This window comes from Gemella haemolysans ATCC 10379 (genome assembly GCF_000173915.1).
GTDB lineage: Bacteria > Bacillota > Bacilli > Staphylococcales > Gemellaceae > Gemella > Gemella haemolysans.
The window spans coordinates 16,347-30,063 of record NZ_ACDZ02000009.1; the positions used below are offsets into that span (position 1 = coordinate 16,347).

Below are 13,717 nucleotides of genomic sequence, written 5' to 3' on the forward strand. Positions count from 1 at the left end.
ATCTTTTTTTTTGAAAAGTTAAAATCTCATTTTACGAATTTTCTACCCTTTTCATAAACTTAAAATTCGTTTTTAGCTATTTTTTTGTTGGAAATTCGATATTTTACAAAAAAAAACCACAAAAATTCTAACATTTAAGATTTTACATATCTTCAACTTCTTGATATAATAGTTTATATTAATAAAAGTATATTTTAGGAGGAAAACCGTGAAACACGAATTTATATTAGTTCTTGACTTCGGTAGTCAATATAACCAACTTATCACTCGTCGTGTACGTGAACTTGGTGTTTATTCTGAGCTACATGACAATGAAATTTCTATTGAAGAAATTAAAAAAATGAACCCTAAAGGAATTATCCTTTCAGGTGGACCTAACTCAGTATATGAAGAAAAACTCTCTTACGATTGATGACGAGATTTTCAACCTAGGTATTCCTGTATTAGGAATTTGTTATGGAATGCAACTTATGCAACACAAGCTAGGAGGAAAAGTTGAATCTGCTACAAGTAGAGAATACGGAGCTCACAATGTTGACGTAACTCCAGGAGCTAAATTATTCGAAGGTACTCCTGAAACTCAACAAGTATTAATGAGTCACTCTGATAAAGTTGTTGAACTTGCTGAAGGATTCAAAGTTGTAGCGACAAGTGATAACTGTCCAATCGCTGCTGCTGAAAACGTAGAAAAAGACTTCTACTGCTTCCAATTCCACCCAGAAGTACGTCACTCAGAATACGGTTATGACTTAATTAAAAACTTCATCCGTAATGTATGTAAATGTACTGAAAACTGGACTATCCAAAACTTCATCGATGAAAAAATTGAAGAAATTCGTGCAGAAGTTGGAGATCAAAAAGTTCTTTGTGCATTATCTGGTGGTGTAGACTCATCAGTTGTTGCAGCCTTACTAGATAAAGCAATCGGAGATCAACTAATCTGTATGTTTATCGATCACGGTCTACTTCGTAAAGGTGAAGCTGAAGCTGTAATGAACACATTCAGTAAAGAAATCGAAGGTGGATTCAACATGAATCTAATTAAAGTCGATGCAAAAGATAGATTCCTTGGAAAACTTAAAGGTGTAAGTGATCCAGAACAAAAACGTAAAATCATCGGTAATGAATTCGTTTATGTATTTGACGAAGAATGTGCTAAACTTCACGACGTACCATTCTTAGCTCAAGGTACTCTTTACACTGACGTTATCGAATCTGGAACTAAGAATGCTCAAACAATCAAATCTCACCACAACGTAGGTGGATTACCAGAAGACATGCGTTTTTCTCTAATCGAGCCACTTAATACTTTATTCAAAGATGAGGTTCGTGCATTAGGTGAAGCACTTGGTCTTCCTCACGAAATCGTTTGGCGTCAACCATTCCCAGGACCAGGACTTGGTATCCGTGTTCTTGGAGAAGTAACAGAAGAAAAACTTCAAATCGTTCGTGACAGTGACTTTATCTTACGTGATGTTATCGCTAAACGTGGATTAGAAGGAGAAATCTGGCAATACTTCACATGTCTTCCAGATATCCGCTCAGTAGGAGTTATGGGAGATGTTCGTACATACGATTACACAGTAGCAGTTCGTGCAGTAACAAGTATCGATGGTATGACAGCTAGCTGGGCTCACATTCCATTTGAAGTACTTGAAGAGATCTCAGCTCGTATCGTAAACGAAGTTGCTCACGTTAACCGCGTAGTCTACGATATTACAAGTAAGCCTCCGGCAACAATCGAATGGGAGTAGCTTTTAAAAGTCAAGAAACCTTGCTATAACTGACTTTAAGAAACATTATATAGATTGAAATTAGTTAAAACACTTTGGATTGTCTCCAAAGTGTCTCCAGAAAGACCTTATCAAAAACTATTGATAAGGTCTTTTTATTAAAATCTTTGATTTCTTACCTTATCTTCACTAAAATAAAAATATAAAAATAGATAATCAAGAATAATACATTCAACACCAAATTTTATCAAAATAGCAACATTTCAATTTCTTGTGACTACTTGTATGATACTTATTATCTATGTTATAATTAAATGGAATTATAATTTTAAGAGGAAGATAATATGAATTTAATAATTAAAAAAATAATAGACAAGAAAGAAAAAGAAACAATATCAAAAGAGGTCCTTTACGACCTTCCTGAATGGTTTGGTCTACCTGAAAGTACAAAAGAGTATATTGAAGATTCACAAGATAAACCGTTTTTGGCTTGCTATGCAGATAATGAAGTTGCAGGTTTTATCGTATTAAACGCAACAAGTAAGGATACTGCAGATATTTTTGTAATGGGTATAAAGAAAAAATTTCATAGAATGGGAATTGGAACAAAACTAAACATAGAATTCGAAAATATGGCAAAAAATCTTGGATATTCTTACTCACAGGTAAAAACTGTAAAAATGGGCCACTACAAAGAATATGATATTACTAATGAATTCTATATCGCAATGGGATATAAAGAATTAGAATGTTTTCCTACCTTATGGGACGAATGGAATCCATGTCAAATATATATTAAATATTTAGGGGAATAATACTTCAATAATATTTTATTTATAAATAAAATATTTTAGTATCTAAAAGCTCGATGAGTAAAAATAAAAGTAGTATATTCACAAAGAAACTTGATATAGTTTACTTTTAAAAACTAAATACAAGATAAATACAAATTTATACCCTGCCATTTCCCCTGCCAATATAAAAAATAAAGTTGAAACTCCCTATGATATCAACTGCTCAGGATAGATTCTTCCCCTATTGAATAGGGGAGTTGTAAAAAAGTTCCCTTAGCCTGCACAACAAGATAATTTCGAAATATCTTTATCGAACGTAAGTGCAACTAATTTTAGCCCTTCAGCCATTGTTAAATATGGTGCTAGGGTTTCTGTTAAATCTTCTATCGTTAAGCCAAATTTAACAGCTAATGATGCTGCATAGATGACATCTCCTGCATTTTCAGATACAATATGAACCCCTAATACTTTTAGTGTTTCTGCATCTGCTACTAGTTTAAATACACCGGTTGTTTCACGGTTTACAATTGCTCTTGGAACAGCATCTAAAGGTAATACAGATGTCTTCACATCATACCCTTTCTCTTTTGCTTGTTCTTCTGTTAAACCAACCGTTGCAACCGTCGGATTCGTAAACGTAACAGCAGGAACTACCGATAAATCTATTTTTTTGTTTAATCCACCAATAGCATTATCAGTAATAATTCCACCTTCATAGGCTGCTACATATACAAATTGTGGTCCTAAAGTCACATCTCCTGCTGCATAAATCTTTTCATTACTTGTTTGACCAAAATCATTGATCAGGATTTCATTATTTTTTCCAGTTTCAACACCTGCTGCACTTAAATTTAAAGAATCCGTATTTGGTTTTCTTCCAGTGGCAATAAGTAACTGATCTGATTCAATGACTTCTCTACTGCCATTTACTGTTACGTAAACCCTTTTTATCTCTCCACTTTGTTCAACACGCTCAAAAGTTGCCCCTTTGACAAGGTTTATACCCTGTTCAATTAACGCTTTTTCAACTGACTCTGAAATCTCAGGATCATACTCCTTTAAAAGTCTCTCACTTCTTTGCATAAGCGTTATTTCTGAACCTAAATGATGAAATAGTTGTCCAAGCTCCATTCCAATGTATCCTGAACCAATTACAGTTAATCGTTTTGGTATTTTCTTTAACTCAAGAAGTGTTGTACTGGTTAAATAGTCCATTTTTTCAAGTCCTGAAATTTGGGGCAACGAAGGCGATGCACCTGTTGCAATTAAAAAGCGTTTTGCAGATAACTTTGCCCCATTGACCTCAACCGTACTAGCATCAACGAATTTTGCTTCACCTTTAATTAAATCAAAATTATATTCATCAATTAAATCCATATATTTTTGATTCTGAAGTTCGCTCACCAATTTATCCTTTTGCGTGATTAAACTAGCTAAATCCACTTCTCCAGCGGATGTTTGTAAACCTATAAACGGATTGTCTTTTGATAAATGATTGATTTCCCCTGCCCTAAGAAGAGTTTTTGACGGAACACAGCCAATATTCACACAGGTTCCCCCAACCGTTCCACGCTCAATCATTCCAACTTTTGCACCGTATTCTATAGCTTTAATTGCCGAAGAAAAGGCAGCAGCACCAGAACCAATGATAAGAAGGTCATAATTATCTTCATTAATTAACGCCACGTTTTCTAGTGATGATACTTCTTCAATTTCTCCGGCTTGGTAATTTGCTTCATCAATCGCCTTTATTGCACTTTCAACCTCAATATCATCGGGCAGTTCAAATACTGCTTCACCACGACGATAACTAGACTCAATATTTTTAGCACCTATCTTTTCAAGTGCTGATTCTACGCGTTTTTCACAACCCGTACAAGTCATTCCTGAAATGTTTACCTTAAATTTATTCATAAAAAAGCTCCTTTCGTTAATTAATCTCTCATGTTAATATTTCTATTATTGGACACGAATGTAATTGCTTTTCAGCTGGACATCGTTGTTTTAAGTCGTCTAACATAGTTTCAATTCGTTTTAAATCCTCTATTTGTTTTTGCACTTCCTTTTGTTTTTTAGAAACAAATTCGAACATATCTTGACAACGAACTTCATCTTTATCTACAACACCAAGTAATTTATAAATCTCGCTTAAAGAGAAACCAAGTTCCTGTATTCGTTTAATAAACCCAACACGCTTAACGTCATCATATGAATATATCCGATAACCAGCTTCCGTTCGGTGAGGTTCTTGTAATAAATTTTTTCGCTCGTAATATCTGATCGTTTCTTTATTAACTCCACATTTATCTGCAAACTCACTAATGCGATAAATCATCTTATTTCACCCCCTGAATATTATAAACCATGTACCATAGTACACAGTCAAGTAAATTGGACTATTTTATTTTTTTCCCAAAGTATCACTCGTATGTGATTGATACTTTTATATAATACTATTGATTATCCTAACATCCCACCAGAAAATCCGATTTAAACACCAGTTGTTTTTAAACTATTAAGAAAGTAATTCCACTATATATTCCGAAGACCCGTTATTTTTTATTGTCTTTTTTAATACTACAATACATGTACTAACTACTGAAACAATCAAAAAATTTATTCCAATAATCGTCTGTACAATTTCAATCTGACAAAATCATTGCAATTAAATTATGTTTATGATAAAATGAAATTATAAAAGAGAGAGCCGTTTAAAAGACGGTGACTCAGTTATTTAGTTAAATTATAACCATCTTAACCTGCCAAAGTTTAAAGATGGTTATTTTTTCATCATATAAGTAACAATAGCTACAACCAAAGTCAAAAGTGCAATTACAAAAACCGCAAAATCTATCATTAGTTGGATAGCTTCGTACGTAGACATTCTCTACTCCTTTCGTCCAGATTTTAGTGTATGCGAGCATAGAACCATCCCCTTTCATATTGAAGTAGCCACCATCTTTATCGGAAGTTTTACACTCCCTAACTTCTCTCTCCAGTTTTGATTATATCAAATTAAACTATCATAATCAAATATTTATAAATACTAATATATCAACACTTTTTACTAAATAATTATACTTTTTATACCCTGCCATTTCCCCTGCCAATATAAAAAATAAAGTCGATACTTCCTATGATATCAACTACTCAGGATAGATTCTTCCCCTATTGAATGGGAATAGATTACAAATATAATTTGAATGGAGAATCCTAATTTAACTGCGTTTCTAGTTGTTATAAATGTTGTAAATCTATTTAATTCAATTAGGTTCCCCACCAAAAACCCCACCAAAATACTTCGGTGGAGTCTTTTTAATAAAATCTTTGATTTCTTACCTTATCTATGCTAAAATATAAATATAAAAAAGAGAGAGCCGTTTTAAAGACGGTGGGTTTAGTTATTATATAACCATCTTACCTTGCCAAAGTATAAAGATGGTTATTTTTTATTGTCTTTTTTTAATGCTACAATACATGCACTAACTACTGAAACAATCAATAGATTTATTCCAATAATCGTCTGTACAATTTCGTAAGCTGACAACTTGCTACTCCTTTCATCAAGATTTTAGTGTATGCGAGCATAGCACCATCCCCTTTCTTATTGAAGTAGCCACAGCAGTAGGAACTAGAAAAAGCAGATACTAACTTTTAGCACCTGCTTTTTAAGTTCCTGTTGCATACGCTATTCGTAATATTTTTCTTCAGTCTTTGACTTTGAAAAATAAACGACTACCGCAATCTTTATCGGAAGGTTTTACACTCCCTAACTTCTCTCTCCAGTTTCGTTTATATCAAATTAAACTATCATTATCAACTATTTATAAATACTAGTATATCAATAATTTTTGCTAAATAATTATACTTTTTATACCCTACCATTTCCCCTGCCAATATAAAAAATAAAGTCGATACTTCCTATGATATCAACAACTCAGGATAGATTCTTCCCCTATTGAATGGAAATAGCTTTTAAAAATCAAGAGATCTTGCTATAACTGACTTTAAGAAATATTATATAGATTAAAAATAAGTTAAAATACTTTGGATTGTCTCCAAAGTGTCTCCAAAAACCCCACCAATAATTTTTGGTGGGGTTAATTTTATAGTTATTATCATGATAAAAATAATCACTATCTTTTATAAAAAGTATTTACAAAGAAATTTCTAAGGCATATAATTAAATGGAGTATCACTAAATTACTTTGATTTCCTAGTTACTTATAACAATAAATCTAAAAAGGAGACACAATTTATATGTACAAAAAACTTATCGCTATAATATCTAGTCTTATCGCCCTTATAGTACTTGCTAGCGGGATTTATTACTTCTTTGGTTCTAATAATTCTATAAAAGAAGAACATACTAAATACTTAGCTCTAATAAATGATAGTCATGATTTTAAAGGAGGGCTTGCTGGATTAGAAACTCTTGACAATGAGAAAGGTCAAGAAGCGTTCAAAAACATTAAAACTGAAATTAAAATCGCTAAAGAATTAAAAAATACTGATGAAAGTCTAGATAATAAGGATGTAGATGCTGCTAAGAAATCTCTAGATAAAGTAGATTCCCTTACTACAGATAATTCTTTCGATAAAGCAATTGAATGGTTAAAAGAAGATATTACGAACTACGAAAAAGCTCAAAAAGAAATCAAAGATGCTAAATCGGATGACTTCAATTCAATACTTGATAAGTATAAATTCAAACATAGTTCTTTAAAAGCAAAACTAAGCGAAGGAAAGAACGAAACTAAATCTGAAAATAACAATTCTAACCCTAGCTCATCAATTTCTGATAATGAAAATATACCTAGAGTCGGATTACAACAAGCTCCAATTACATATGGTGAATTAAAACGTGGTGTATATAATAATGGAGGTGCAGAAACTGTAATAGGTAAACTTCTTTCTGAAGAGCTAGGTGGTCCAGTAGCCAACTTCTCGAATGAACAAATAAGAGATGCAATTGCTAGATATAATCAAAAACACTCAGCTCAAAACACTGTATCTACTAGCGGAGATCCTCTAGAAACTTATTATTCTCAATGGGTTTCTGCCATTAAGAGAGAACATCCAGAAGCAAGCTTTGTCAAGGATACTGATGGAAAGTACTATGTTGAGGGACTTACTAAAAATCGATTAGCTGTTATTTATGAAAATCCTCATTTAGTTCGACTAGTTAACGCTACAACTAACCTACATGTAGAATTTTAATACGAAAACTTCTCAATTATCAAACATGATATTGAGAAGTTTTTACTTTCTAAGTCAAACTATTATCCTATCTCTCATTGACGTAATCATACTATTATTCTATAATTGTTTATGTAAGATAATAAAAGGAGAATTTTATGAATAAAAATAACAAAACTATAATATCAATTGTTTCGATAATCGTTGTCCTTGTTATTTGTTTTTTCGGATATAATCTTTACCAAAAGAAACAAGCAGAAGTTATTTCAGCAGAAAAATTAACATTACTGCATGAACTAACAAAACAATTTAATGATGAAAATGACAGAAATAATAAATTCAACCTACTAAAAGATACTCTTGATGAGCAATCAAAATACAATCTAGATTCTTATAAAGATTCAAAGGTTAAAGATGAATTTAAAAATAGTATAAATACCATGAGAGATTATTTCCATAAAGACTACGACAATACTATAAAAGAAAACAACATCTCCGACCTTAATAACACTTCAGATAAAAGCAAATTTTCTGATAAGAAAGCAAAATTAGATGATTTGGCAAAAGTTATAGAAAAAGAAAAAGATGTTACATTTGAGACTGAACAACAAGCTCAAGAAAAGCAATCAGAAGTGGAAAAACTTATAAAAAAATATGAAGAACGTATAACTGAATTGGGCAAAAAAGAGAAAGAGATAAAAATAGAAGAAAAAAGAAAAAGCACATCAGATGATATAGGAGAAAAGCCGGTCACTATGACTTCTACTCACTATGAAAATGAGTACTTTATCGTTGATGTTCCCGCAAAATGGTCTGGAAAATGGTCTATTAGTAAAACTATAGATACAAAAGATCTTGGAACACCTTCTCAACCAGCTATAATATATGCATTTAGTCGTTCTGGGGATAATCCTATGTTTGGTGGCGGTGGACAAACCGTACATGTTTATCCTAATGGATTACCAAGCAAGGCAAACTCAGTTAAAGAATGGACAAAATTTGGTTCTAATATCTATGTAGGGGTTGGCGCTAGTAGCGGTTTCTTTAACGAAAAAAATGAAACATACTATAAGGACGAAATGGCTAAAATACGTGCTAAATAAGACAAAACACCTCAATCAAATCGGAGATTGAGGTGTTATTTAATATATTTATCTTATTATCAATTATTATTAATCTTGAAATAGTATATATTTCTAAATTAACCTTACTCTCCTCCTATTATTGACGTAGCCTTGCTATTATTCTATAATTATTTATGAAGTAGAATAAAAGGAGATTTTTATGAACAGAAATAAAAAAACTATAGTATCAATTGTTTTGTTAACCATTGCCATAGTTATTTGTTTCTTCGGTTATAATTTTTATCAAAAGAAACAAGAAGAAGTTGTTTCAGCTGAAAAATTAACTGCTATACATGAAGTTATAAAAAAATTCAATAACAGAAATGATAGAAATGAACGACTAAACTTATTAAAAGACACTCTTGATGAACAATCAAAATACAATCTTAGTTCCTATAAAGATTCAAAAGTTCAAGAGGAGTATAAAAACAGCATAACTACAATGCGCACTTACTTCCAAAATGATTATGATAACACTCTAAAAACAAACACCTTATCGGAAATCAATACCGTATCCGATGAAAAAGTAATTACAGATAACAAAACAAAATTAGATGAATTAACTAAAACTATAGATAAAGAAAAAGATTATACTTTTGAAACAGAGCAACAAGCACAAAACAAACAAACTGAAATAGAGAAGCTCGTAAAAAAATACGAAGAACTATAGGTGAATTAAAAGCCAAATCAAATGATAATAAAGTAAAAAAAGAAAATTCATCAAAAAATAGTGAAGAAAAATCAGGAAAAACAAATACAACACACTATGAAAATGAATACTTTAGTGTAGACGTACCACAAAATGGGATAAAATATGGTCGTTATCTATGGATGTTGATTCTAGCAATTTAGGAACGCCATCTCAACCTGCCATAATTTATTCATTTAAACATGACCCTGAAGGTAACGTTCCATTTGGTGGTGCTCAAGCAATCTACGTTTTCCCTGATGGAGTGCCTAATAAGGCTAATTCATCACCAATATTAAAAGAACTAAACTCTAAAGTCTACCTAGGACCTGGAGCTGCATCTGGTTTCTTCTCAACGGATGACAAGCCTGATAGAGCAACTATTAAAGTCAAATAATACAAAAACACCTCAATCAAATTTGGATTGAGGTGTTTATTTCTATACAGTTTGAACATCAGCAACATAGTATTTAGACTTATTGTGTCCACCTGTACTATACCATATTTTAGTGATAAAAAAGTAGTCCTTGAAACTTATAGATTTCAAAGACTACTATATTTATTATCTTAAACCTTTATCGTATGGAATACCAAGTGCTTCTGGAGTAGAAGTTTTCTTAGAAAATACGATAAGTGCAATTATTGTAGCTACGAATGGGAACATATTCCAGAATGATACCGGGATTGGTAGGTCTGGTGCTAAGATAGAAACTTTCTCAGCAAATACTTTAGTTCCTCCGAAGAATAACGAAGCTAATGTAATTGTAATTGGGTTATATTTACCGAAGATTAATGCTGCTAATGCTAAGTATCCGAATCCGTATACTGTGATTGCTGCGTTGAATCCTTGAGAGAATGTAGTTGCAATGATAGCTCCTGCTAATCCTGCTAAACATCCTGAAATAAATACCCCAATATAACGATATTTAAATACATTTAATCCAAGTGAATCACTGGCTTGTGGGTTTTCCCCTACAGAACGCAAACGTAATCCGAATGGACGTTTGTAAATTACATAATATGTTACAATTACTAAGATTACAGCTATAAATACTGTTGGATAAATAGTAAATTTACCAAATACTGTATATCTTGGGAAACCACTTGCTAATAATAATTCATATGTACCATTAAAGTGGTTAACTAAGAATAACGCTATAGCTGGTGTAATTAAGTTTATCGCCGTACCTGAGATAACCTGGTCAGCTTTTAAGTTAATACTGATATATGCGTGGATTAACGACATTAAACCACCAGCAAGTGTAGCAACAACTAAACAAATTACTAACTGGAATAATGTTGGAGATCCATCGAACACTGATAATGCTAATAGTGATGCAATGAATGATCCAAAGATTACGAAACCGTCAAGGGCAATGTTAACAACCCCACTTTTTTCCGAATAGAAACCACCGATGGCAGCTATAAGAATAGGTGCAGTATATTGTAACATTGAGTCTAATAGTGATAATACTGTATCCATCTATTTGTCTCCTTTCTGTTTCTTACTACTAAATAATTTATCAAGCAACTTGTTATCAAAGATAGCTTTAGCTGCAACGAATAATACGATTAATCCAATTAAAATATTCGCGATATCTTTTGGAATACCGATGAATGATAATTGTGGAGTTAATACTCCTAGGAATCCGAATAATAATGCTCCTAATAATGATCCTAAAGCAGTATTAGCACCGATTAAAGCAACCGCGATTCCCATATATCCAAATCCTTGGAATGTTGAACCTGCAACTACTTGTCCTACAGGTCCCATGTTGTAAAGAGCACCACCTAGACCAGCAAAAGCTCCTGAAATAGCCATTGATAATATTGTGTTTCTGTTAACTTTCATACCTACGAATTTTGATGCATTCGGGTTAAAACCTACAGAACGTAACTCATATCCGAATACTGTTTTTTCCATAACAATATAGAAAATAATAACACTAAAGATAGCTAAGAATAAATCTGTTCCTAAACGATAGTTATTGAAAATACCTTCAACTAAACTATTTTGTAAATACCCAGTTCCATCAGCTGAAACGATTGGTTTAGAAATAATATCATTAGTTCCTTTAATATATTTAGGTACAGCAAATTGTACGAAATATAAAGCTGTGTAATTTAACATGATTGTTACAACTACTTCACTGATATTGAATCTAGCTTTTAAGTAACCTGCAATAGCTGCCCAAAGACCACCTACTACAACCCCAACTAAAATACTAGTAATTAATACTAAATAGAAGTTCATACCTTCCATTTTAATCGCAACAAGTCCAGCGAAAAGTCCTCCCATAATGAATTGACCTTCTGCACCGATGTTGAATAAACCTGTTCTAAATGCAAATGCAACAGATAATCCAGTACAAATTAATGGAATTGTTGATACAAAAATTTCAGCTATACTGTTTGAGTCTGAGAAAATATCTCCGATTACTCCAAACACATCTCCTGGTGCTGCCCCTATTGCTGAAATAAGAATCGCCCCAATAATAAATGAAGCTAATATCGGTAGCACCGCATTAGTTAAAACTTTTTTTAACATACGTTCTCCTCTCTACTTCTTAACCCCTGCCATAAGCAGACCAAGTTGTTCTTTTGTTACATTTTCATCATTATCCACAATATCAATAATGTTACCATTGTGAATAACTGCAATTCTATCAGACAATGTTAATATTTCATCTAAGTCAAATGAAATTAACAGGACACCATTACCTTTATCACGGTAATCGATTAACATTTTGTGAATACCATTAATAGCCCCAACATCAAGTCCACGAGTAGGTTGTGTTGTTACTAATAATTTCGGATGTAATTCTAAAGCACGCCCGATAATAAGTTTTTGTTGATTACCACCACTCATACTACGTGCAGAAATTTTCTCATCTCCAGCTTTACGAACATCATATTTTTCACATATTTCTTTCGCAAATTTTGAGATAATATTTTTCTTCAAGAATCCACGGTTAGAGAATTTTTCTGTGTAATAGTTTTCTAAAACTGAGTTTTCTTCAACACTGAAGTCTAGTACAAGACCATCTTTGTGTCTATCTTCTGCAATAATCTCAAGTCCAAGCTCTTTACGTTTTGCAGTAGATAATGAATTGATTTCTTTTCCGTCGAAAATAATTTTCCCTTTTGTTTCTTTAAGTAAAGCATTTAGTACTTCTACAAATTGTTGTTGACCATTTCCGTCAACCCCCGCGATACCTAGAATTTCACGTTCACGGACATTTAAGTTAAAATCGTGAAGAATATCTTTTTTCTCGGCAGTATCTGCATATACCCCTGAAACTTCAAGAATATTTTTCTTACCTTCTCTTGAACGCTCATATTTAATAATTTCTAAGTCTTTACCAATCATTAGACTTGCTAATTGTTCTTTTGTAGTTTCTGCTATTTCAACAGTTCCAAAGTACTCTCCACGACGAATAATACTACAACGATTCGCAACAGCCATAATTTCGTTAAGTTTGTGAGTAATTAATAAAATAGTTTTTCCTTCTGCTTGAAGATTTTTAAGAATAGCTAAGAATTCTTTAATTTCAGCAGGAGTTAAAACTGCAGTAGGTTCATCAAAAATTAAAATGTTAGCATCTCTATATAACATTTTCAAAATCTCAACCCTTTGTTGCATACCTACACTGATATCTCCAACTAATGCTCTTGGATCTACTTCTAAACCATATTTTTTAGATAAATCACTGATCTTTTCAGCAGCGCTATCTAAATCAATTTTTCCACCTTTTACTTCTTCCATTCCAAGAATGATATTTTCTGCAACAGTAAAATTCTTAATAAGTTTAAAGTGCTGATGCACCATACCTATCCCTAACTTATTAGCATGCTTAGGATCTTTAATATCAACTTCCTTACCATCTAATTTGATAACACCGGCTTCTTGATGGTACATACCAAAAAGAACCGACATCAACGTAGATTTTCCAGCACCATTTTCACCAAGTAAGGCATGAATTTCATTGTTCTTTACTTGAATAGTGATATCTTTATTTGCGTAGAAGTCGCCAAACTTTTTAGTTATGTTTAGCATTTCTATAGCGTACATATCTTTACCTCTCTTTTATATATTCTTACATAATATATATTATAATATATTTTGACAAAGTAGTATAGCTTTTTAAGGTATTTTTTTATTTATATTTAATATTAATT

The 13,717-nt window shown here is 32.2% G+C and carries 12 protein-coding genes and 1 pseudogene; 6 read left to right on the forward strand and 7 right to left on the reverse strand.

The window, feature by feature from the left end; all coding sequences use genetic code 11:
• Window positions 1-208 precede the first annotated feature (208 nt).
• Window positions 209-1,754: pseudogene (guaA, locus tag GEMHA0001_RS03815) on the forward strand (glutamine-hydrolyzing GMP synthase).
• 323 nt (window positions 1,755-2,077) lie between these two features.
• A complete protein-coding gene (locus GEMHA0001_RS03820) occupies window positions 2,078-2,548 on the forward strand; it encodes a GNAT family N-acetyltransferase (protein ID WP_003144619.1) in 471 nt (156 codons plus the stop codon).
• A gap of 252 nt (window positions 2,549-2,800) precedes the next feature.
• On the opposite strand, the gene merA is transcribed toward GEMHA0001_RS03820, so the two are convergent.
• The 4 genes from merA to GEMHA0001_RS09180 form a co-directional block, all read right to left on the reverse strand.
• A complete protein-coding gene (merA, locus tag GEMHA0001_RS03825; RefSeq protein ID WP_003144501.1) occupies window positions 2,801-4,441 on the reverse strand; it encodes a mercury(II) reductase in 1,641 nt (546 codons plus the stop codon).
• 28 nt (window positions 4,442-4,469) lie between these two features.
• Complete coding sequence (merR, locus tag GEMHA0001_RS03830) at window positions 4,470-4,862, reverse strand: mercury resistance transcriptional regulator MerR (protein WP_003144449.1); 393 nt, start codon at window positions 4,860-4,862, stop codon at window positions 4,470-4,472.
• A 444-nt stretch (window positions 4,863-5,306) separates the two neighbouring features.
• Complete coding sequence (locus tag GEMHA0001_RS08790) at window positions 5,307-5,411, reverse strand: putative holin-like toxin (protein WP_081450716.1); 105 nt, start codon at window positions 5,409-5,411, stop codon at window positions 5,307-5,309.
• Between the two features lie 558 nt (window positions 5,412-5,969).
• Window positions 5,970-6,074, reverse strand: coding sequence for a putative holin-like toxin (locus GEMHA0001_RS09180; RefSeq protein ID WP_081450717.1), 105 nt, complete (start codon window positions 6,072-6,074; stop codon window positions 5,970-5,972).
• Window positions 6,075-6,787: 713 nt separating this feature from the next.
• On the opposite strand from GEMHA0001_RS09180, the gene GEMHA0001_RS03835 reads away from it, so the two are divergent.
• The 4 genes from GEMHA0001_RS03835 to GEMHA0001_RS03850 all read left to right on the forward strand — a co-directional run bounded on the left by GEMHA0001_RS03835 (window position 6,788) and on the right by GEMHA0001_RS03850 (window position 9,935).
• Window positions 6,788-7,747: a hypothetical protein gene (locus GEMHA0001_RS03835; RefSeq protein ID WP_003144640.1), complete on the forward strand. Its 960-nt coding sequence runs from the start codon at window positions 6,788-6,790 to the stop codon at window positions 7,745-7,747.
• Between the two features lie 137 nt (window positions 7,748-7,884).
• On the forward strand, window positions 7,885-8,829 hold the full coding sequence (locus GEMHA0001_RS03840; protein ID WP_003144632.1) for a hypothetical protein: 945 nt from the start codon (window positions 7,885-7,887) through the stop codon (window positions 8,827-8,829).
• Window positions 8,830-9,010: 181 nt separating this feature from the next.
• The gene (locus tag GEMHA0001_RS03845; RefSeq protein WP_003144516.1) at window positions 9,011-9,520 is read left to right on the forward strand and encodes a hypothetical protein; all 510 of its coding nucleotides are present in this window, start codon (window positions 9,011-9,013) and stop codon (window positions 9,518-9,520) included.
• 157 nt (window positions 9,521-9,677) lie between these two features.
• Window positions 9,678-9,935, forward strand: coding sequence for a hypothetical protein (locus tag GEMHA0001_RS03850; RefSeq protein ID WP_003144481.1), 258 nt, complete (start codon window positions 9,678-9,680; stop codon window positions 9,933-9,935).
• A 165-nt stretch (window positions 9,936-10,100) separates the two neighbouring features.
• Here GEMHA0001_RS03850 and GEMHA0001_RS03855 read toward each other — a convergent pair whose 3' ends face one another.
• The 3 genes from GEMHA0001_RS03855 to GEMHA0001_RS03865 are packed head-to-tail and all read right to left on the reverse strand — an operon-like array spanning window position 10,101 to window position 13,610.
• Window positions 10,101-11,021 carry an ABC transporter permease gene (locus tag GEMHA0001_RS03855; RefSeq protein ID WP_003144629.1) on the reverse strand — a complete coding sequence of 307 codons (921 nt, stop codon included), beginning with the start codon at window positions 11,019-11,021 and terminating at the stop codon, window positions 10,101-10,103.
• On the reverse strand, window positions 11,022-12,086 hold the full coding sequence (locus tag GEMHA0001_RS03860; protein ID WP_003144520.1) for an ABC transporter permease: 1,065 nt from the start codon (window positions 12,084-12,086) through the stop codon (window positions 11,022-11,024). It abuts the gene before it with no gap.
• Window positions 12,087-12,098: 12 nt separating this feature from the next.
• Window positions 12,099-13,610, reverse strand: coding sequence for an ABC transporter ATP-binding protein (locus GEMHA0001_RS03865; RefSeq protein WP_003144613.1), 1,512 nt, complete (start codon window positions 13,608-13,610; stop codon window positions 12,099-12,101).
• Window positions 13,611-13,717 lie beyond the last annotated feature (107 nt).